Genomic DNA, 20042 nt, shown 5'->3' with positions numbered 1-20042 from the left:
TTGCCGCATCGCTCGACCGGGAGATTGCCTGCCCTCGCTCCGGTGCTGCAGCGGTGATGGCCGCACGGCGTGGGGGCGAAAGCTCAGGTGCCAGAAGTGCTAGCCATGGCAAGCCAGTAGGCCGAACGGCTCCGCCATCATCGGGTCTTGCCAGAGGCGCCGCGAGGCCGCGCTGCGCCTCGTCGCCGTCCGGCCGCCTCACTGCGGCCGTCGCGGGTGCGGCATCGCTGACAGCATCCGGCTCGGCCAAGGCAGATAGGCCTGCATGATCTCAGCCGAGGCTGCCCGCTGCACCTTTGCGGCGGTTGCAGGCAACAAGATCGGCGGAGCCGGCGCTGCCGATTGCGGGGACGCGCCTGCCGGCACTGGCGGTAGCACCAGTACCTTGATCAGCGCCGTCCTGACCGGGTCGGCCCTGGCCGACGGCACGGCCTGCGATGTCACGGCCTCCTTCAGCAACGCGGTCAGGCGGGCAGATGAAATGTCCATGCCGTTCCCACAATAGGTGGTTTCCAGCCTGACAATAGAGCTTCTGCATTGCGTCAAGCTTGACCTTGCCGGCAATTTGTGGCGATGAAATCATCATGAACCTTGGCGTCCCCTCATGATGAACCGCTTCGAAGGCCCCGGCGGCAAGGAAGCCCGTATCCGTTATCTCGACGGTGACTTCCAGGTCACCAGCCCGGGCGCATTCGTGCGCTGCGCGGTAACCGGCGAGAACATCCCCCTGGACGAGCTCAAATACTGGAGCGTCGCCAGGCAGGAGCCCTATGTGAGTGCTGCCGCCTCACTGCGCCGTGAGATCGAAACGCATCCGGAACTGCGCAGCCGGCGCTAGATCGGCATTTTTATCCCGCAGGGCTATGGGACTGAGGATGCCGGCGCGTTTTCGACCCTGAACTGAAATTCGTGAATCAGTCGGTCGCCAACGAGCACCTTGATGGAATACGGCCCAGTTGGATCGCCGTCGGCCACGCACCAGCCATGCGAGATCCATCCGTCCTTCGGCTTATAGAACAGGGTTGTCTCGGAGACTTTTCGATCGCCCGATATCTTGCTGGAGCTATACTCGTCGCCGTCTATGCCACCCCACTGCTTCGGCTCTGCGGGAAGCGTGAACACCTCCGTGGCCGATACCAACTTGTCGCCCGGCCCCAGCTGTATGCGCCATGCATAGCAGGCGCGATCAGGAATAAGCGGAACGACATTGGAGGGCTTGACGTGGGCGACACCGTCCGCATCGGTGACCGAGACCAGAAATTCGCTGTCGGTCATGGCGGGCGTTTGCGCCGAAGATGGGTTTGCGATCCCCGCAAGAACACAGCCGACAAAGAGCGCCCGCAACCTGACCATTCCATCCCCCGCGCGAAAGCCGATCTGGATCATAGTCCTGAAAGGCGGCCAGAATATTCCTGCCGCAGAATCGATTGCTGGAACGCGATCAGCCCCTCAGTTTGCGCTGGCGCCAGGCATCCAGCGTCTCGTCGATAATGCGTTCCGGCACGTTTTCGAGCTCGAACACGGTGTCGATCTCGAGCACGTCAAGCTGGTCGAGAAACTCCGGCGATGCGCCGTGGCGCAGCCGGGCGGCGTCCTTGGCGGTGGTGATGATCCCAAGGCCGTCCTTGCGCGCCGTCGCCGCCAGTTCGGCAAGCTCGTCCTCGCCATAGAAATGATGGTCCGGGAACGGCCGGGCCAGCGCCACGTCGCCCCCGGCGTCGCGGATCGTATCGAAGAATTTGTCGGGGTGGCCGATGCCGGCAAAGGCGAGAAACCGCCGGCCGACAAGCCTTTCCCTGCGGCTTGGCTCGGTATGCGCCTCGAAGATCGCCCGGCCGGCGCGAGCCGCCTGGCGCACGACCGTGTCGGCAGCGGTGCCCTCGCCCATCTTCAGCAGCCCGCTGGTGAAGACCAGCTGGTCGACGATGTTTGCCCTGAGCGGCCCGCCTGGAATGACGCGGCCATTGCCGATGCCGTAACGCGCATCGACCACGACCAGCGCATAATCGATATGGATGCGTGCGCTCTGGAAGCCGTCGTCCATGATCAGGAAATCGCAGCCGTGCTTTTCCATGAGCAGCCTGGCGCCGGCGGCGCGGTTCGGCGTCACCGCCACCGGCGCCTGTTCGGCCAGAAGCAGCGGCTCGTCGCCAACATGTTTGGCGGTGTCGTGATGCGGATCGACGACATGCGGCTGCGCAAAGGAGCCGCCATGACCGCGCGACAGGAAACCTGGATTGAGCTGCATGCGTTTGGCCTGCCTGGCCAGCGCGATCGCCACCGGCGTCTTGCCGCTGCCGCCGACGGTGAAATTGCCGACGCAAAGCACTGGCGCGTCGATCTTTTCGCGCACTGCTTGCCGCATGCGGCGGCCGGCAACGAGGGCATAGGCCGCGGACAGCGGCGACAGGGCGAACACACGCCAGTCCGGCTCCTCCCACCAGAAGGGCGGTGCTTCGCTGGACACGCTAGCGCCCGTCGGCGCCCTTCAGGCGCGACTTGACGATCAGCGGCTGGATGTAGGGTTCGAGCGACTTCAGCGTGCGCGCCAGCGCGCCGCGCATCTCATCGACGGTCGCCGCGCCTGCCGCCATCATCTCGTGGCGGGCGACCTCGTTGCTCAACAGGAAATTGACGGCGCCGGCCAACATGTCGCGGTCGCGCACCAGCTTGGCGCCGCCGCTGTCGAGCAGGCGCTGATAGGCTTCGCGAAAATTCTGGACATTGCGGCCGGCGAGCACCGCGGTGTCGAGCATGGCCGGTTCCAGCGGGTTCTGGCCACCCTCCGAGGTCAGCGATCGGCCGACGAAGGCGATTTCCGTCAGCCTGAGATACAGCCCCATCTCGCCGATCGTATCGCCGAGCAGAATATCGGTATCGGCGGTGATCCTGTCGCCCTTGCTGCGCCGCGCGACCTTGAGGCCCAGCCCGGTAATCTGCGCGGCAAGCGCTTCGGCGCGGTCGGGATGGCGCGGGACGACGATCGTCAAAAGACCGTGGTGGCGCTTGTAGAGCGTGGCGTGAACTTCGGCCGCCACCACCTCTTCGCCGTCATGGGTCGAGATCGCCGCCCAGGTTGGGCGGGTGCCGATCTGACGCCGCAGCGTCGACAGCACCCTTTCATCGACCGGCGGCGGATTGGTATCGACCTTGAGATTGCCGGACACGGTGACCGGCCGCGCGCCGAGCGAGCGGAAGCGTTCGCCGTCGACATCGGACTGGGCGACGACATGGGCGAGATTCTCGAACAAGGCCTCGGCGATGTTGGCGCGCTTCTTCCAGGAGGTGAAGGAGCGGTCGGACAGCCTGCCATTGACCAGCACCTGTGGCACGCGCCGCGCCCCGAGTTCCAAGATGGTCATCGGCCAGATCTCCGATTCGGCGATGATCGCCAGGTCTGGCCGCCAGTGGTCGAGAAAACGGCTGACCGCCGGCTTGAGGTCGAGCGGCACATATTGGTGGATGATACGGTCGCCCAGCCGCTCGTCGGCAACCTGCGCCGAGGTGACCGTCCCGGTCGTCAGGACGATGTTGACGCCGTAGTCGAGAATGCTCTCGACCAGCGGCACGACGGCGATGGTCTCGCCGACGCTGGCCGCATGGATCCAGATCACCGGACCGTCGGGACGCGCGCGCCCGGCGACGCCGTAGCGCTCGCGGCTGCGGCTGCGGTCTTCCTTGCCTTGCGAGGTGCGCCAGGCAACATAAGGTCCGATCACCGGATAGATGGCCGCACCGGCGAAACGGTACGCCGTCAGGAAGGCACGTGCCCAGCGCACGCTCATTGCTTGATATCCACGAGGCGATAGGCCTCGGCGGTCGCGGCGTTGAGCGCGACTGTAAGTTCGAGGCGCTTGCGTTCCATCTCGGCATCGTCGGCGTCAGCGGGCACAAAGATCGGTGTGCCGATGACGATGGACGAGCGGCCGAACGGCAGGTTGATGGTGGTCTTGTCCCAGCTCTTCTCCAGTACCTTGCGGCGGCTGGTGGTGATGGCGACAGGCAGCAGCGGCCGGCCAGAGAGGCGCGCCAGAAGAACGATGCCAAGCCCCGCGTCGCGCGGCGTGCCGTGGGGAATGTCAGCAATCATGGCGACGTTCTTGCCGATGGCGAGCGACTTTTTCAGGGCAATCAGCGCCTTGGCGCCGCCCTTGTCGAGATGTTTGGTGCTTTCGCGCCCGCCGGAACCGCGCACGGCCTCGATGCCGAATTTCTCCAGCATCAGCGCGTTGAGTTCGGCATCGGCACTGCGCGATACCATGGCGACCAGCGGCTTGCGCTTGGGATAATAGGCCGGCGTCAACAAATGCTGGCCGTGCCAGAGCGCGATGATGCCAGGTTCGAACTCGGCATAGGCGCCGCCCGAGAACTGCGCCGATCCTTCGACCACGCGGTTGGTCAGGCCCACCAGTCGCACGAACTGGGTGAGCAGGCTGACAATGACATTCTTGACGAATCGCGACTCTGCCAGCGGCTGGCGAATCCGGCGCCAGAAAGCCTTGGTGGCACGGCTGCCGCCACGGTTCGCGGGGGCGGCCTCATTGGCCGGCCCTTTGACCGCTTCATGATCCATCGAAGTCAACCGGCAGCCTTGCTGTCTGGGTCGAGCAGCCGGTGCAGGTGAACGACGAAATAACGCATGTGGGCATTGTCCACGCTGGCCTGCGCCTTGGCTTTCCACGCGGTGTGCGCGGATTGATAGTCCGGAAAGACACCGACGATGTCGAGCCCATCGAGATCGCGGAACTCGGTTCCACCCAGCTTCTTGAGTTCGCCGCCGAACACCAGGTGTAAAAGCTGCTTCTTTCCGTCTTCCGCGGCCATGTCGGTCCTTCACATATTGTGAGTTTGTGACAGGTCTAGACCAAAGCCGCCGACTTTGGAACCTTCGATCACGCTTCCGTACCGGCAATTACACCGGCAAGCACAGCCAGCAGTTCGCCGCTGCCGGCGGCCAAGGCGCCGTGACGGATGATTTCGCCGGCATAGAGCGGCGCGCGGCCGTGCCGGTCGAGCAAGGCGCCACCGGCCTCGCGCAGGATAAGGTCCGCGGCGGCGATGTCCCAGTCATGTGCATTGGGCTTGACGAAGCTCGCATCGAGCGCGCCGGCGGCGATCATCGCCAGCCGGTAGGCCAGCGAGGGAATATGGGACACGCGCTGCATACGGCTTTGCCATTCCGCCGGCATCTGGTCGAGCAATGACTTCGGTCCGCCAATTTCGACCGTCGCTGCCGGGCGGCGGACGGCAATGCGCTGGCCGTTCAGGAACGCGCCCTGCCCGGGCAGCGCCCAATAGGTCTCGTCCCTGGCCGGACATTCGAGCACGCCGGCGAGCGTGCGGCCGTTCTCGACCACCGCGACGCTGACGCACCAGGAGCGAAGGCCTTCGAGGAAGCCGCGCGTGCCGTCGATGGGATCGACGACGAAGGTGCGGCGTGCCGAAAGCCTCACCGGATCGTCGGCCGTTTCCTCCGACAGCCAGCCATAGTCGGGCCGTGCGGCAAGCAAGGTCTCGCGCAGATACGCATCGGCGGCGTGGTCGGCCTCGCTGACCGGCGACGTGCCCTCCTTCATCCACACTTGCGGGTTGTTGCCGAAATAGCGCATGGCGATGAGGCCAGCCTCGCGGGCGGCTTCGCGCAGCACGGCCAAGTCTTCAGAGGCCCCGGCTGATATGACCGGGTCACGCACCGGCAAGGGTCATGCCTTCGATGAGCAGTGTGGGTGCCGCGGTGCCGAAATTGCGGTCGAGATCGCTGGCCGGAACCATGTTGAGGAACATGGTCTTCAAATTGGAGGCGATGGTCACTTCGGCAACGGGATAGGCCAGTTCGCCGTTCTCGATCCAGAAGCCGGACGCGCCACGGCTGTATTCGCCGGTCACCATGTCGACGCCCTGGCCGAACACTTCAGTGACGTAGAAGCCCGTAGTCAGCGACTTGATCAGGTCCTCCGGCGACCTTTCACCAGGTTCGATGGCAAGATTGGTCGATGACGGCGAGACGGAGGAGCCGCTGCGCGATCCCCGACCATTGGTGGTCAGCCCCAATTCGCGTGCCGCCGAGGTCGACAGGAACCAGTGGTTCAGCACGCCCTTTTCGACCATGAGCAGCTTTTCGCCCTCGATGCCTTCGCCGTCGAACGGCCGCGAGGCCTGGCCACGGCGCCGCAGCGGTTCGTCGGTGACGGTGATCGCCGCCGAGGCTACCTGCTTGCCCATCATGTCGCGCAGAAAACTGGTCTTGCGCGCCACCGAGGCGCCGTTGATGGCGCCGGCGAGATGGCCGGCAATGCCGCGCGCGACGCGTGGGTCGAACACCACATTGACCGGTCCCGTCGCCGCCTTGCGCGCGCCGAGGCGCCGCACGGCGCGTTCGCCGGCCTTGCGGCCGATCGTTTCCGGCGCATCGAGATCGGAAAAATGCTGGCGCGAGGAATATTCATAGTCGCGCTCCATGCCGGTGCCCTCGCCGGCGATGACGCTGGCCGAGCGCGAAAAGCGCGACGCGACATAGTGGCCGACAAAGCCGTTCGAGGTGGCCAGCACCAGCCCGCCGAGCCCGGCGCTGGCGCCGCTGCCGGCGGAATTGGTGACACCCTTGACGGCAAGAGCCGCGGCCTCCGCGGCCAATGCCGCTTCCTTCAACTGGTCGGTCGACACCTCGGTGGCGTCGAACAGATCGAGGTCGCGCGGCGTGCCAACCAGGAGGGCCGGATCGGCGAGGCCCTGATAAGGATCCTCGGGCGAGACCTTGGCCATGGCCACCGCACGCTCGGCCAGCGCCTTCGGATCCGATGCCGCCGTCGCCGAGACGCTCGCCACCCGCTTGCCGACGAAGACGCGCAGCGAGACATCGTCGCCTTCGGAGGCTTCGGTGCTCTCGACCTTGCCGAGCCGCACCGACACGCCGGCCGAGCGGCCGCGCACCGCAACCGCGTCGGCGGCGTCGGCGCCGGCGCGTTTGGCAGCCTCGACCAGGGCCGCGACGCGGTCGGTCAGTTTGGCTGCGTCGAGCGTATCGGTCATGCGTATGATCCTGTTTTATTCAGCAGGCTTTGGGAGCAGCCGCTGGTGCACCATCTATTGTTCCACTGCTGCTTGTGCAATGGGAGAAGCGGCAATCAAGATGCATTAGCAGCCTGTTTGGAGCATTCGCCATGACGCCTTTCCATCTCGCTTTCCCGGTCCGTGATCTCGATGAAACCCGCGCTTTCTATGGCGAGGTGCTGGGCTGCGCCATCGGCCGCTCGTCGGCGACCTGGGTGGATTTCGATCTTTTCGGCCACCAGATGTCGGCGCATTTGCGGCCGCAGGCTGCTCAGGCTCCCAGCGACGGCAAGGTCGACGGCATCGTCGTACCGATCCCGCATTTCGGCGCTGTGCTGCTGATGGACGAATGGCAGCGGCTGGCCGCACGGCTGGAAGCGCGCGCCGACATCGACTGGCTCGAACGGCCGATGGTGCGCTTCAAGGGCGAACCCGGCGAACAGGCAACGCTGTTCATCCGCGACCCCTCCGGCAATGCGCTGGAATTCAAGGGCTTTCGCTCGCTGGAGCAGATTTTCGCGCATTGAGCTATGCGTTGGCCACCGGCGTCCAGATCACATCCTCGATCTTCTGCGCGCCGGTCGCCAGCATCACCAGCCGGTCGAAACCAAGCGCTGCGCCGCTGGCCTGCGGCATGATGGTCAGCGCATCAAGAAAATCCTCGTCGAGGGGATAGCGCTCGCCATAGACGCGCTCTTTCTCGTCCATCTCGGCGGCAAAGCGCCGGCGCTGCTCGACGGCATCAGTCAGTTCACCGAAGGCGTTGGCGAGTTCGACGCCGCAGCAGTAGAGCTCGAAGCGCTCGGCAACCCTGGGATCATCGGCGCTCGGCCGGGCAAGGGCGGCTTCCGAGATCGGATAGCCGTAGAGGATGGTGGCACGCCCCTGCCCCAGCGACGGTTCGACCTTTTCCACCATCACCCGGCTGAACAGATCGGCCCAGTTGTCATCCGGCGCCGTGCGCAGACCGGCCTTGGTCAAAGCACTATGGAGCGCCGCGCGGTCAGTGCTGCCGTCCGCGGCCACAGTGGCCAGAAGGTCGATGCCGGCGTGGCGCATGAACGCGTCGGCGACGCTCAGCCGCTCCGGTTCGGCGAACGGATCGGCCTCGCGGCCGCGAAAACTGAACCGTTTGGCGCCTGCCCGCTGGGCAGCCAGCGCCAGCAGTTCGGCGCAGTCGCGCATCAGGCTCTCATAGGTTTCACCGACCCGGTACCATTCGAGCATGGTGAATTCGGGATGGTGCAAGGGCCCGCGCTCGCGGTTGCGCCAGACCGCGCCTAGGCTGAAGATGCGCTGCTCGCCGGCGGCAAGCAGCTTCTTGCAGGCGAATTCCGGCGAGGTGTGGAGGTAGAGCGGCTGGCGCGACCCATCCGCCCCGATCGCCTCGGTGGCAAAAGCCGACAAATGCGCCTCGTTGCCGGGCGAGACCTGCAGGGTAGCGGTTTCGACCTCGATGAAATCGCGGTGGGCGAACCAGTCGCGCACGGTGGCCGAAATGGCGTTGCGCAGCAGCAACCGCGGCCGGCGGTCGGCATGAACATGCGGCATCCACCATGGCGAAGCGGTGGTCATGAGCAGCGGATTTGCACGGAGGACTGGCGGATGCGGCCAAGATGCGCTAGGGCGACGGCTTCCGCAGCCGAATTGCGCCGAACAAACGTTCCAGGCCAACAAACTTTAGCAGGATTGAAAACCGTGGTGAAAGTCATCGCCAGTTCGCTCCGCAAGGGCAATGTCGTCGACAAGGACGGCAAGCTTTATGTGATCCTCTTTGCCGAAAACATCCACCCAGGCAAGGGCACGCCGGTGACCCAGCTCGACATGCGCCGCATCGGCGATGGGGTGAAGGTTTCGGAGCGCTACCGCACCACCGAGCAGGTCGAGCGTGCCTATGTCGAGGAACGCGAGCACACCTTCCTCTATCGCGACGGCGAAGGTTTTCATTTCATGAACCCGGAAAGCTACGACCAGGTGGCGGTGTCGGAAGCCGTGGTTGGCGACATGGCGCCTTACCTGCTGGAAGGCATGGCCGTGCAGGTGTCCCAGTTCAATGGCATTGCCATTTCACTGGTGCTGCCGCAGCGCGCCACCTTCGAAGTGGTCGAAACCGAACCGACGACCAAGGGCCAGACGGCCTCGTCGTCCTACAAGCCGGCCGTGCTGTCCAACGGCGTGCGCACCCTGGTGCCGCCGCACATCGCCCCTGGTACCCGCGTGGTGGTGATGACGGCCGACGGCGCCTATGTCGAGCGCGCCAAGGACTGAGAACTGACATCAGGCTACGGACGTGCGTAAAGCTGTCTACGGCGTCCGTCCCTGACCTAGCGCGATCGAAGCTTTCTGCTGCTCGGATGCGATGAGCATTTCGACGAAGGCGGTCACCTTGCGCGGCCGGAAGCGCGCCGCCGGATAGACCGTATGGATGCCTCCGGAGGGCAGCGACCATTCCTTGAGGATTTGGATCAGCCGCCCCGACGCCAGTTCGTCAGCCACCGAGAAATCCGGCAGGATCGCAAGACCGCCCCCGGCTCGAACGGCCTCGAGCACCCCTGGCGTGGTGTCGATGGCTATTCTCGCCTGCATGCGAACAGCGCGTCGCTCGAGGTCTCCGCGCGAAAATTGCCACAGCAGCGGTTCGCGCAGCGCCATGTTGGCGACGAATGGCAGCTTCGCAACATCGTCCGGATCGAGGACCGCCGCAACCCGGTCCGTAAACTCCGGTGCTGCGACCAACAATTGCCGGAAGGAACCGATCCTGCGCGCCTGGAGTGTGGAATCCGTGAGCCAGCCGACGCGAACCGCCATGTCGATCTTGCCGGATGTGAGATCGATCGTGTGGTCGCTCAGCGTCTGCTCCACGCGGCAGGCGGGATAGCGCGCCGCAAACGCGGCGACGACCGGAGCGACCACCGCAGTGCCATAGTCGTTGGGCGCGGTTATCCGCAACGTTCCGGTCGGCTCGATGGCGGCCTGGGCAAGTTCGTCGAAGGCATCCTCCGCCTCGCGCAAGATCATCACACAACGGGCGTGAAACATGATGCCCGCCTCGGTCGGATGGACGCGTCGGGTCGTGCGGACGAGAAGGCTTGCCCCGACATCCTGCTCAAGCTGTGCCACCTGGTGGCTCACCACGGCCTTGGTGATGCCGAGCCGCTCCGCCGCACGGGTGAACGATCCGGTGTCAACGACCGCGGCGAAATAGGTCAATCGATTGAGGTTCATGGGTTTCGATCAAAGCTAGTGGGTTGATTGTCAAATAATAGCATACATTATGTCTTATCCGTCGATCTTCTTCAACCAATCTCCATCTGCCATATCTGGTGCCAGAGGACCCCGGATATGACCGCAACCATCCACATCACCTATCTCTTCGACCCGCTTTGCGGTTGGTGCTATGGCGCCTCCGCGGCCGTCGAAAAACTTGCCGCCAGGCCGGACTTCGTCATCGAGCTCGCGCCGACAGGTCTTTTCGCCGGTGCCGGCGCCCGGCCGATGGACGACGGATTCGCGACCTATGCCTGGACCAATGACCAGCGCATTTCCCGCTTGAGCGGCCAGCCCTTCAGCGAAGCCTATCGGCACGACGTGCTTGGCGACCGCACGCGCCTTTTCGACTCCGGCCCGGCGACGCTGGCGCTCATCGCTGTCGCCGGCACCGCGCCGAACCGGGAGTTCGAAGCGCTGAAAGCCATCCAGCGGGCTCGCTATGTCGACGGCCGCGACATCACCGATATTGCCGTCCTCTCCGATGTGCTGCGCGCGCTCGGCCTGCGGAAGGCCGCCGAACGCCTGGCAACGTCCGATGACAATCTGATTGCCGCCTATCGCCAGCGCATCGAAGCCGCGCGCGTCGAGATGCGCCGCTTTGGCGCCGATGGCGTGCCGGCCCTGATCGAAGGCGTCGCAGAGAGCCGCCGCCTTGTGCCTGGAAATGCGCTCTACGGCAGCCATGACGTTCTCGTCGCCAGGCTGCAAGGCCTGAGCCTGGCCGCCAGCTAGACAGCCCCTCACATCCTCAACCACCACCAAGGAGACAGTCATGTTCACACGGAGAACCATCATGAAAACGACCCTCGCCGCCGGTGCCGCCGCCGTCTTTGCTCCCGCAGGGCTTGGCCATGCTGCCGCAGGACTTGCCTGGAAGCATTTTCCCGCAGGCGAAAACGGCTTCTTCCGCGCTCCGGTTCTGATCTCCGGAGCGACTGAAGCCGTGCTGATCGATAGCGGTTTCACATTCCCCGATGGCAAGGCCGTGGCCGAGGCGATCAAGGCGACGGGCAAGAAGCTCACCACCATCTATGTCAGCCAGTCCGACCCGGACTATTATTTCGGCCTCAAGCCGATCAAGGAGGCTTTCCCCGGCGCGCGCGTGATCGCGGCGTCCGAGACGGTGGCCGCCATCAAGGGCAGCGTCGACAAGAAGCTCGCCGTCTGGGGTCCGCAGCTCAAGGAAAACGGTCCGCAGACGCTCGCCGATGTCGTCATCCCGGAGGTCTTCGACGACAAGACGCTGACCGTCGACGGCGAGACCATTGAGATTGTCAGTGCCGACGGCCTCGCCAACCGGCGCTATCTGTTCGTTCCGTCGCTGAATGCAGTGTTCGGCGGCGTGATGATCTTTGCGGGCGTGCATGTCTGGACCGCCGACACGCCGACCAAGGAACAGCGCGCGGCATGGATTGCCAATCTTGAGAAAATCGCGGCCCGCAAGCCGGCGATCGTGGTTGCCGGCCACATGACACCGCAGTCCCCTACCGACCTCTCGGGCGTCGAGCACACCAAGACCTACCTCATTGCCTTCGAGGAAGAGCTGGCCAGGGCCAAGGATGCGGCCGCGCTCAAGAGCGCCATGGAAGCCCGCTTCCCCGGCCTCGGCATGGGGGTCGCGCTCGACATCGGCTCCAAGGTTGCCACCGGCGAGATGAAGTGGGGCTGAGATGGGCGCCCATCTCGATCTGATCCGCGCCACCTATGATGGAGCGTCGGAGGACAACGGCCGCAACCTGCTGGCCGCTCTCGCCCCCGATGCACGGTGGACCGAGGCCGAGGGTTTCCCCTATGCCGGGACCTATGTCGGCGCGGAAGCGATCATCGCCGGTGTCTTCCGCCGGCTTGCCACGGAATGGATCGGCTATCGCGCCGACGTTCACACCTATCTCGAAGACGGCGACCGTGTCGCCGCCTTCGGAGTTTACTCCGGCACCTACAAGGCGACCGGCAAGTCGATGCACGCCGCCTTTGCCCATCTCTACGAAGTGAGAGGCGGAAAGATCGCCAGCATGATGCAGTATGTCGACACATTCCTGGTCCAACGGGCGCTGACGCCGGACGCTTGACCGAGGCGCTTTTACCTTGATCAGCCGAGGCAGATATCCGCCGCGATGCGGAGAGCCTCGCCTGAAGCTGGTTTCTACCTCGGGTCCGATGCCCTAAATCTTCAGATGTTGCATCACCCGCGCCGCCGTTCCGTCCGTTACCTCGCCGGCATCGTCGATGCGGCCGAGCTTCAGCACCGCCCAGCTGTCGGCTATGCCAAGCGCGAAGGGCAGGTTCTGCTCGACGATCAGGATCGTCGTGCCGTTGGCCCGACGTTCTTCCCTGAGTGCGGTGGCAATGCGTTCGACCACGGAGGGCTGCAGGCCCTCGGAAATCTCGTCGATCAAGAGCAGCTTCGGCTGGAGCATCAGCGCGCGGCCGAGGATCAGCATCTTCTGCTCGCCGCCAGACAGCGTTCCGGCGCGTTGCGACAGGCGCTCCCGCAGGAACGGAAAATGCCCGTAGACCCGCTCCACGGCTTGCGAGAAACCGCGGTCCGAGCGCAGTGCGAGCCGCAGATTGTCGCGCACGCTGAGATCCTGGAACAGGGCCTGCTCCTGCGGCGCATAGCCGACGCCCGATGCGATCAACGAGGCCTGGGAAACGCCTGACATCGACATACCGTCGAGGCGGACGTCGCCCGAACGCAGCGCCACGAAGCCGAGAATGGTTTTGAGCACGGTGGTCTTGCCCATGCCGTTCTTGCCCATCAGCGCAAAGATCTGTCCGGGCGCGATGGCGAGCGACAGCGCCTCGATGATGGCAACTGGCCCATAGCCGCTCGAAACGTTCGACAGCGACAGTTTCGGCACGGTGGTTTTGGCCTCCTCAAGCATGGGCGGCTCCCGAATAGATCGTCCTGACCACTTCGGAATTGACCACCTCGGCGACGCTGCCGTCGAGGACAAGCTTGCCCTGGTGGAGAACGACGATCCTAGTCGAGATGTCGCGGACGAAATCGAGATCGTGCTCGACGAGGATGGCGGCGAAGCCGAGCTCGCCGGTCAGTTTTTGCAGCGTGGCGCCGATGGTGGTGCGCTCGACCTTGGTCAGTCCGGCCGTCGGCTCGTCGAGCAGGATGAGTTTTGGCTCGAGCGCAACGACCATGGCGAGTTCGAGGCTCTGCTTTTGCCCATGCGACAACAGCGACACCGGCTGGCCAAGCATGCGATCGAGCCCGGTAGAACGCAAGATATCGGCGGCGGCTGCCGGCAATCCAAGCGTGGTGGAGCGGCGCAGCAGGCTCGGCGCCTGGCGCGAGGCGCGTGCCATGCGCAGGCAGTCGGCAACGGTCAGGCTGTCGAAGACGCTCGCCACCTGGAACTTGCGGCCCACGCCGAGCGCCACGATTTCGTCCGGTGTCATGCCGTTTATGTCCTGGCCAGCGATGCTGACGCTTCCGGTGGTGGCTTCGGTGCCGTCGCTGAGACAGCGCATCAGCGTCGTCTTGCCGGCGCCATTAGGACCGACGAGGCTGACCAGTTCGCCGGGACGTACGTCGAGGTCGATGCCTTGCAGCACCTGCAGGCTGCCGAAGGATTTGCCGAGACCACGGACGGAGAGCACACGGTTGCCGTCCTCTCTATCATTGCCGGCCCGCGCAACGGCGATGGCTGGGCTGCCGGCTTGGTTGGCTTGCGCGGCATTGCGGCGCGGCAGAACCATTCTGGCCAATTGCGCCAGCCCGTTCGGTAACAGGATGATCATGGCGACGAACAGGGCGCCAACGATGAGATTCCACAGGAAGGGTAGATCGCCCGAAAGCTGGGCGCTGAGGTAGTCAATGCCGATCGCACCCATCACCGGCCCGAAGATGGTGCCGCGGCCGCCAAGGGCCGTCCAGATGACGATCTCTGTGCCGAAGACGAAGCCGGTATTTTCGGGCGCCACCACGCCTGAAGCATTGGCGTAGAGGAAGCCGGCAATGCCCGCGACCCCGGCGAGGATCGTTGTCAGCACGATCTTGAGGCGTTGCGGATTGAGGCCGAGATAGGCGCAGCGCGCCTCATTGTCGCGAATGGCGATGAGCAGCTTGCCGGCATCGGAGCGGGTGAAGACCAGGGCGACGACAGTGGTGACAATCAGGCAGATGCCGGTCAGCCGGAAATAGCCAGGCAGGCCGAGCGGCAGGCCGGAATAGCCGACCAGCCCGCTGCTCGATCCCGTCCATACGCCGCCGGAAAACACCAGCTGCGTCACCACGATCGGCACGACCAGCGAGATCACCGTCGCATAGAGCGGCGTCGAGCCGTGGCCGAACGACAGCCAGCCGACGAAACCGCCAAGCAGCACCGGCACGAGGATCGCCAAGGCAAGCGCCAGTGCCAGAAAGGCGGGCGTCGAGCCGAGATGGCTGAGCACCATGGCGCTGGCGTAGGCGCCGGTGCCGAAGAACGCCGCCTGGCCAAAGGTCAAGATGCCGGTGTAGCCCCACAATATGTCGACGGTCACCGCCAGCATGGCGTAGATCATCGAGCGGGTCAGCACGTTGAGCGTAAAGCGGTCGAACAGCGCTGGCCCGACGATGACGACGACCGCCGTCGCAAGCGCAAGGGCTGCAAACAGCCAGGCCCTCGGCGGGATGGAACGGCTTTCAGGCACGGGCAAATCCCTTCGGGCTGATGCGCAGCACCAGGGCGCACAGGACCGCCACCGTGATGCCGCCGAGAATGGGGCTGACGAAGGTACTGACCAGAACCTGCGCGCCACCGAAGACGAGGCAGGCAATGGCCAGCGTCGAGAAGGACGAGCCGGCGACCATGACCAGCATGAACGAGCCGATCAGCCAGGCGACGCCCATGTTCGGATCGACGCTGGTCAGCGGCGTCAACAGCACGCCGGCCAGCGCCGCCAGTCCGGTGCCGACCATGAAGGTGGCGAGCCGCACGCGCGCCGTGTCGATGCCGAGCGCCCGCGCCAGCATCTCGTTCATGATCACCGCTTGCGCCGACAGGCCGAGCCGCGTGCCTTCGAGCAGGAAGGTGAAGGCGAGCCCTATGATCAGTGCGGCCGCGACGGCGAACAGGCGGTAGAGCGAATAGCCGACGCCAAAGACATCAACCGTGCCCGACAGGAGATTGGGAGTGAACTGCACGTCGCGCCCGAACCACAGCGTGATTAGCTGGCCGATGACGATGCCGAGCCCCCAGGTCGCCAGGATGGCGTCGAGCGGCCGGCGATAGAGCGGCCGCACGATCAGCAGTTCGGTGATGCCGCCAAGGATGGCGCCGACGGCGAAGGCAATCGGCAACGCTGCCCAGGGATTGAGCCCGAGGCCGGCGGTTGCCACCGCGCAGTAGGCGCCGATCGTCAGCCAGGCGCCATGGGCGAAATTAATGATCTTCAGCACGCCGAAGATGGCAAGCAGGCCGGCGGCGACGATGAACAGGATCGCCGCCGTCGTCACCATGTCCAGGAGTAGCGTCATGGCAGGTCCCCGATGGTGTGGAACGGAGCGGCGTTAGCGCCGCCCCGTTGCGAATAGAGGCGCAATTACAGGTTCGGGCACTGGTGCCCGGGGTCGACGCCTTCGAATTTGTCGACGACGGTCACCGAGCCGTCCGCCTTTACCTGGCCGAGATACATGGTCAGCGGAGCGTGGTGCTGCTTGCTCATCGAGACCGTTCCGCGCGGGCCGGTGAAGGATACCTCGGCAAGTGCTGCTAGCACAGCGGCGGTGTCGGTCGATCCGGCTTTCTCGACCGCGGCCTTGTAGAGGTAGATACCCTCATATTCAGGCACGGAGAGGTCGTTGGGGGTGCGCAGCTCCGCGCCGAACTTCTTCTCGATCGCAGCAAGGAAGCCCTTGTTGGCATCGCTGTCGATGCTGGTGACATAGGAAGCGGAAATGAAGATGCCGGCAGCCTCCGCGCCCATGCTCTTGGCGGTTCCCTCATCCACAGCAAGATTGCCATAGGGGATGGTGACACCGGCACCGCGCAGCTGCTTGGTCAAGGTGACGTTCGGCGCGCCGCCGGCCGTCGAGGTGATCACCGCATCGGCGCCGGAGCTCTTCAGATTGGAGATGATCGCCGTCCAGTCGCTGCCTTCCATCGGCAGATATTCCTCGCCCACGACGCTGGCGCCGGACTTCTCGATATAGGCCTTGGCGAATTCCAGCATGCCGCGGCCGAATGAATAATCCGAGCCGATCAGGAAGAACTTCTTGGCGCCTTGCGTCTTGATGAAATTGTCGACGATCGGCGGCACCTGCTGCTCGGGCACCCAGGCATTGACGAACAGATTGGCATTGCAGGATTTGCCCTCGTAGAACGAGGTGTAGATGTAGGGGATATCACCCTTCGAGATGATCGGCAGGCCGGCATTGCGCGCAGCACTCGTCTCCATGGTGATGACCGCGTTGACCTCCTTCTGGAAGACCAGCGAATCGAAGGCTTTTTGCGCACCAGCGGCGCCTGAGGCGTCGTCGGCGATCTCGAGGGAAAGCTGCCGTCCCAGCACGCCGCCGGCGGCGTTGATTTCGGCGACCGCCAGTTCCGCCGATTGCACGACCGACGGCGCCACGACGCTGTTGGCGCCGGACAGACCGACCGGGATGCCGATCTTGATCGGACCATCCGCGGCGAAAGCGGCGCTGGTCAGGGCGGCGCTGGCGAAGGCAAGGATCACTGCTCTGTTCTTCATGGTATTCCCCTTTCTCTGGTTGATCTTACCGGGTGGTGCCGGCTTCTTCTTGGTTATCCGTAGACGTCACTGCGGCGGTCGCCGATGGCGTCGTTGCGCTCGCTCAGCGCGCGCGCCCTGGCGACCTCGCCGAGGTTGATCGTGGCGATGAGGATCTCCTCGTCGGCTTCGCTGGCCGGCCCGGCGATCGGCCAGCCGGTTGGGCCGACGATCAGGCTCCTGCCGACAAAGGGCTGGCCGCGCTCGATGCCGACACGGTCGGCGCAGGCGATGTAGATGCCGTTGCTGTGGGCGGCCGCCTTGTGCAGGATGTTGGCCATCGGCTCCGGGTGGTCGCCCTGAGCGGGCATCGGCACCCAGTTGGTCGGCACGCAAACCAGCTCAGCGCCCTTCAGCGCCAGTTGCCGATAAGTCTCCGGGAACCAGCCGTCATAGCAGATCGCCACGCCGATCCGGCCGATCGTGGTATCGAACACCGGCAGGCCAAGATTGCCCGGCTGGAAGTAGAGTTTTTCGCGGTTCCACAAATGCAGCTTGCGATAAGTGCCGATGGGACCCGATGGCCCGCACAGCGTTGCGGCGTTGAAGAACCGGTCGCCGTCGCGCTCGGCAAGGCCACTGACGATGTGGAGGCCGAGTTCGCTGGCCAGCGAGCACAGCAGTGCTGCACTGCGCCCCTCCGGAATGGGTGCTGCGAGTTCGGCGAGCTCTTCGCGGCTGTCGAAGACATAGCCGCTGTCAGCGAGTTCCGGCAGCACCACCACCGAGGCGCCGAGACCGGCGGCCTGGCGGATCAGCCGCTCCATCGATCTGAGATTTTTGTCCAGCCGGCCGATCGTCGGTTGGAACTGGATGCAGGCCAGACGGAGGTCCGTGGATGCTGTCGCCAATAGTGCCAAAGCCTGTCTCCAAACGCAAAAAACCCCTGGGCGCGGAAGTCATCCGCGAGCCAAGGGCTACATAGCCATCAATGTGAAACGGCATTCCTGCCGAAGAGCAAACCTGCTCGTGCTTTAAGAAGTTGCACGGACCGAAGACTGCGTCAAGGGCCTAAGATTCCGGCGGCAAGCGACGATACATAGTTCAATATATAGACGTAAAATCAGCTGGTTATAACAGCTTTCTGCTGCGACCTTATCGATCGTTCGGCTGCTTCTGATTGCCTTGCGCGGAAATCCCGAAGCCGAAAGCCCGCATCGCTTCCTGCGCGGCGAGGATGCTGTCGGCCACGGAAACCAGCGCGATGCGCTTCGAGGTCGCCTGGTCGCGGATCAATTTGTAGGCGGTCTCCTCGTCGACGCCATTCATCTCGACCAGCACCTTGACCGCCTTCTCGATCGTCCGACGACCTTTCAGAGTATCCTCCAGCTTGCGCACCTTGTTGGCGAGCCGCCCTTCATAGCCGTAGCGATAGCGGGCCAGCGCAAATTGCGTCAGCACGCCCAGCTGCCTGAGCGGCTTGGTGATGACGCCATGGGCGTTGAGATCGATGATCGCCTTGATCGAAGTCGGGCTTTCATAGGTGACGATGGCGACGACGGCGGCATTGACGCCTTCGATGAGCGACACCATTGCGTCGGTCGGCGCCTCGCCCACCTGGACGAACACCGTGTCGATATCGCCCGGGATCGACGACGGCGGCGGCCACGCCGCCCGGACCTCGCAGCCCAGCCGCCGAAGGTGATCGACAAGTGCAGCACCATCCTCATCCTTCGGGTGGATGACGAGGATCTTCGCCTGCCTGAGATCGTTGAGGATGCGTTTGAGTGTCGCCGTCATTACAGCCACGGCTCCTCGAAATGGGTCGAGGCGAGGTAGGGGTCAGGCCGGATCGGCGCCTGCGACTGCCAGGCGATGTCGAACTGGCCGGCAGCGTTGGCGATGCCGATGCGTGGTGTCGACCAGACGTGGCGGTTTTCCTGGTCGAACATCATCCGTCCCTCTGGCGACGCATAATCGACTTCAAGCGCTGCCTGGCTAAGGCGGAAAGTGTCGAGGGTTCCCGCCTTCTCCAGCGCGCGGGCGAACAGATGCACCTGCGTATAGGCGGTTTGCGACCACATGGTCGCCGTGGTCCGGTCGCCGAACCGGCGGGCAAGCTCGCCGACGAAGCGCTGGTTCTCGCCGCTGTCGACACTCGCCAGATAAGGAGCAGCCAGCACGTGGCCGGTGCAGTGCTCGGCACCTATGACGCGGATTTCGCCTTCGGCCAAGGTCAGGCTGGCGATCGGCCGCTTCGTCCGGTCGATGCCGGCTTCGGCGTAGAGCCGATAAAGGATTTGCGCGCTGCGCCCGATCACCGTGGAGAAGACGGCGTCCGGAGCGGCCTTTTCGATATCGTCCATCAGCCGGCGCATGCGGCGTTCGTCGGCGTCGAGCGGCACATATTGTTCCTCGACGATGGTGCCGCCCTTGCATTCCAGCAGGTCGCGCATCACCCGGTTGGATTCATGCGGGTAGATGTAGTCGGACCCGGCCATAAAGACGCGCGGTCCGTAGCGTTGCAGGATGAAGTCGGCGAGCGCAAAAGTGTTCTGGTTTAGCGTGGCGCCGGTGTAGAGGACGTTTTCGGAATATTCGAAACCCTCATAGATCGAGGGATACCAGAGCAAGCCGTTGTAGCGCTCGACGATCGGCAGCACGGCCTTGCGGCTGCCCGACATCGAACAGCCGAAGATCACGTTGACGTCGTCCTCGGTCAGAAGCTTGCGGGCCAGCGACCGAAACGCCTCGGGGTCGCTACCCGGGTCGTAGGCGATTGGCTCGATCTGCCGCCCCAGCACGCCGCCGCCGGCATTGATCTCCTCGATGGCAAGCGCCGTCCCGTAGAAATGCTCGCTTTCGGTGACTGAGGTGATGCCGCTGCGCGAAAAAAGGATGCCGACACGCCATGTCTGGGCTGTTCCTGTCACGGCAATCCTCCCCTGCGCTTTTCCGGCAAAGGCCTATTGCACGCGCGACGTCATGGCAATCGTCATCACATGCCAACGTGCTGGTGGTGTTCGAGCTTGCAGCTGCTCATGGCAGCC

23 protein-coding genes are annotated in these 20042 nt (G+C 64.3%); 6 read left to right on the top strand and 17 right to left on the bottom strand.

The window, feature by feature from the left end:
* Window positions 1–198 precede the first annotated feature (198 nt).
* Window positions 199–489, bottom strand: coding sequence for a hypothetical protein (locus AC1DVW_RS04550; protein WP_477321431.1), 291 nt, complete (start codon window positions 487–489; stop codon window positions 199–201).
* A 115-nt stretch (window positions 490–604) separates the two neighbouring features.
* Here AC1DVW_RS04550 and AC1DVW_RS04545 point away from each other — a divergent pair, with 115 nt between their 5' ends.
* On the top strand, window positions 605–838 hold the full coding sequence (locus tag AC1DVW_RS04545; protein WP_477242707.1) for a DUF2093 domain-containing protein: 234 nt from the start codon (window positions 605–607) through the stop codon (window positions 836–838).
* Between the two features lie 23 nt (window positions 839–861).
* Here AC1DVW_RS04545 and AC1DVW_RS04540 read toward each other — a convergent pair whose 3' ends face one another.
* The 7 genes from AC1DVW_RS04540 to AC1DVW_RS04510 form a co-directional block, all read right to left on the bottom strand.
* Window positions 862–1386, bottom strand: a complete 525-nt coding sequence (locus AC1DVW_RS04540) for a hypothetical protein (protein ID WP_477242706.1) — start codon at window positions 1384–1386, stop codon at window positions 862–864.
* 55 nt (window positions 1387–1441) lie between these two features.
* Window positions 1442–2467, bottom strand: coding sequence for a tetraacyldisaccharide 4'-kinase (gene lpxK, locus AC1DVW_RS04535; RefSeq protein ID WP_477242705.1), 1026 nt, complete (start codon window positions 2465–2467; stop codon window positions 1442–1444).
* A gap of 1 nt (window position 2468) precedes the next feature.
* Window positions 2469–3785 (bottom strand): lipid IV(A) 3-deoxy-D-manno-octulosonic acid transferase, encoded by a 1317-nt coding sequence (gene waaA, locus AC1DVW_RS04530; protein ID WP_477242704.1) that lies wholly within the window; start codon window positions 3783–3785, stop codon window positions 2469–2471.
* The gene (locus AC1DVW_RS04525) at window positions 3782–4573 is read right to left on the bottom strand and encodes a lysophospholipid acyltransferase family protein (protein ID WP_477242703.1); all 792 of its coding nucleotides are present in this window, start codon (window positions 4571–4573) and stop codon (window positions 3782–3784) included. Before AC1DVW_RS04525 ends, waaA begins: the two co-directional genes overlap by 4 nt.
* A gap of 5 nt (window positions 4574–4578) precedes the next feature.
* Entirely contained in the window at window positions 4579–4824 is a 246-nt protein-coding gene (locus tag AC1DVW_RS04520) for a DUF4170 domain-containing protein (protein WP_477242702.1), read from the bottom strand.
* A 68-nt stretch (window positions 4825–4892) separates the two neighbouring features.
* Entirely contained in the window at window positions 4893–5699 is an 807-nt protein-coding gene (locus tag AC1DVW_RS04515; protein WP_477321429.1) for a 3'(2'),5'-bisphosphate nucleotidase CysQ, read from the bottom strand.
* Complete coding sequence (locus tag AC1DVW_RS04510; RefSeq protein ID WP_477273531.1) at window positions 5686–7029, bottom strand: TldD/PmbA family protein; 1344 nt, start codon at window positions 7027–7029, stop codon at window positions 5686–5688. The genes AC1DVW_RS04515 and AC1DVW_RS04510 overlap by 14 nt, the downstream gene beginning before the upstream one ends.
* A 131-nt stretch (window positions 7030–7160) precedes the next feature.
* Between AC1DVW_RS04510 and AC1DVW_RS04505 the strand changes: the two genes are divergently transcribed.
* Window positions 7161–7577 carry a VOC family protein gene (locus AC1DVW_RS04505; protein ID WP_477273533.1) on the top strand — a complete coding sequence of 139 codons (417 nt, stop codon included), beginning with the start codon at window positions 7161–7163 and terminating at the stop codon, window positions 7575–7577.
* Window position 7578: 1 nt separating this feature from the next.
* Here AC1DVW_RS04505 and epmA read toward each other — a convergent pair whose 3' ends face one another.
* A complete protein-coding gene (epmA, locus tag AC1DVW_RS04500) occupies window positions 7579–8625 on the bottom strand; it encodes an EF-P lysine aminoacylase EpmA (RefSeq protein ID WP_477273535.1) in 1047 nt (348 codons plus the stop codon).
* Between the two features lie 123 nt (window positions 8626–8748).
* Here epmA and efp point away from each other — a divergent pair, with 123 nt between their 5' ends.
* A complete protein-coding gene (efp, locus tag AC1DVW_RS04495) occupies window positions 8749–9318 on the top strand; it encodes an elongation factor P (RefSeq protein WP_027038615.1) in 570 nt (189 codons plus the stop codon).
* A 36-nt stretch (window positions 9319–9354) separates the two neighbouring features.
* Here efp and AC1DVW_RS04490 read toward each other — a convergent pair whose 3' ends face one another.
* The gene (locus AC1DVW_RS04490) at window positions 9355–10275 is read right to left on the bottom strand and encodes a LysR family transcriptional regulator (RefSeq protein ID WP_477242697.1); all 921 of its coding nucleotides are present in this window, start codon (window positions 10273–10275) and stop codon (window positions 9355–9357) included.
* A gap of 117 nt (window positions 10276–10392) precedes the next feature.
* Here AC1DVW_RS04490 and AC1DVW_RS04485 point away from each other — a divergent pair, with 117 nt between their 5' ends.
* From AC1DVW_RS04485 to AC1DVW_RS04475, 3 genes are read left to right on the top strand one after another with little or no spacing between them, the layout of a single operon-like run.
* Window positions 10393–11052 carry a DsbA family protein gene (locus tag AC1DVW_RS04485; RefSeq protein WP_477273537.1) on the top strand — a complete coding sequence of 220 codons (660 nt, stop codon included), beginning with the start codon at window positions 10393–10395 and terminating at the stop codon, window positions 11050–11052.
* 40 nt (window positions 11053–11092) lie between these two features.
* A complete protein-coding gene (locus AC1DVW_RS04480) occupies window positions 11093–11989 on the top strand; it encodes an MBL fold metallo-hydrolase (RefSeq protein WP_477273539.1) in 897 nt (298 codons plus the stop codon).
* A 1-nt stretch (window position 11990) separates the two neighbouring features.
* Window positions 11991–12389, top strand: a complete 399-nt coding sequence (locus AC1DVW_RS04475; RefSeq protein WP_477321427.1) for a nuclear transport factor 2 family protein — start codon at window positions 11991–11993, stop codon at window positions 12387–12389.
* A 93-nt stretch (window positions 12390–12482) separates the two neighbouring features.
* Here AC1DVW_RS04475 and AC1DVW_RS04470 read toward each other — a convergent pair whose 3' ends face one another.
* The 7 genes from AC1DVW_RS04470 to AC1DVW_RS04440 all read right to left on the bottom strand — a co-directional run bounded on the left by AC1DVW_RS04470 (window position 12483) and on the right by AC1DVW_RS04440 (window position 19925).
* On the bottom strand, window positions 12483–13205 hold the full coding sequence (locus AC1DVW_RS04470; RefSeq protein ID WP_477321425.1) for an ABC transporter ATP-binding protein: 723 nt from the start codon (window positions 13203–13205) through the stop codon (window positions 12483–12485).
* A complete protein-coding gene (locus AC1DVW_RS04465; protein ID WP_477242692.1) occupies window positions 13198–14976 on the bottom strand; it encodes a branched-chain amino acid ABC transporter ATP-binding protein/permease in 1779 nt (592 codons plus the stop codon). Before AC1DVW_RS04465 ends, AC1DVW_RS04470 begins: the two co-directional genes overlap by 8 nt.
* Window positions 14963–15796: a branched-chain amino acid ABC transporter permease gene (locus tag AC1DVW_RS04460; RefSeq protein ID WP_477242691.1), complete on the bottom strand. Its 834-nt coding sequence runs from the start codon at window positions 15794–15796 to the stop codon at window positions 14963–14965. The genes AC1DVW_RS04465 and AC1DVW_RS04460 overlap by 14 nt, the downstream gene beginning before the upstream one ends.
* A gap of 65 nt (window positions 15797–15861) precedes the next feature.
* Entirely contained in the window at window positions 15862–17013 is a 1152-nt protein-coding gene (locus AC1DVW_RS04455) for a substrate-binding protein (protein WP_477321423.1), read from the bottom strand.
* 53 nt (window positions 17014–17066) lie between these two features.
* A complete protein-coding gene (locus AC1DVW_RS04450; protein ID WP_477321421.1) occupies window positions 17067–17912 on the bottom strand; it encodes a nitrilase family protein in 846 nt (281 codons plus the stop codon).
* 235 nt (window positions 17913–18147) lie between these two features.
* The gene (locus AC1DVW_RS04445) at window positions 18148–18792 is read right to left on the bottom strand and encodes an ANTAR domain-containing response regulator (protein ID WP_477321419.1); all 645 of its coding nucleotides are present in this window, start codon (window positions 18790–18792) and stop codon (window positions 18148–18150) included.
* Window positions 18792–19925 (bottom strand): transporter substrate-binding domain-containing protein, encoded by a 1134-nt coding sequence (locus AC1DVW_RS04440; RefSeq protein ID WP_477321418.1) that lies wholly within the window; start codon window positions 19923–19925, stop codon window positions 18792–18794. The genes AC1DVW_RS04445 and AC1DVW_RS04440 overlap by 1 nt, the downstream gene beginning before the upstream one ends.
* Window positions 19926–20042: the final 117 nt, after the last annotated feature.

Source organism: Mesorhizobium sp. P3_B5 (genome assembly GCF_056402815.1).
Note: the sequence above shows the minus strand (reverse complement) of the source record. Positions and strands in the feature narration are given on the sequence as shown.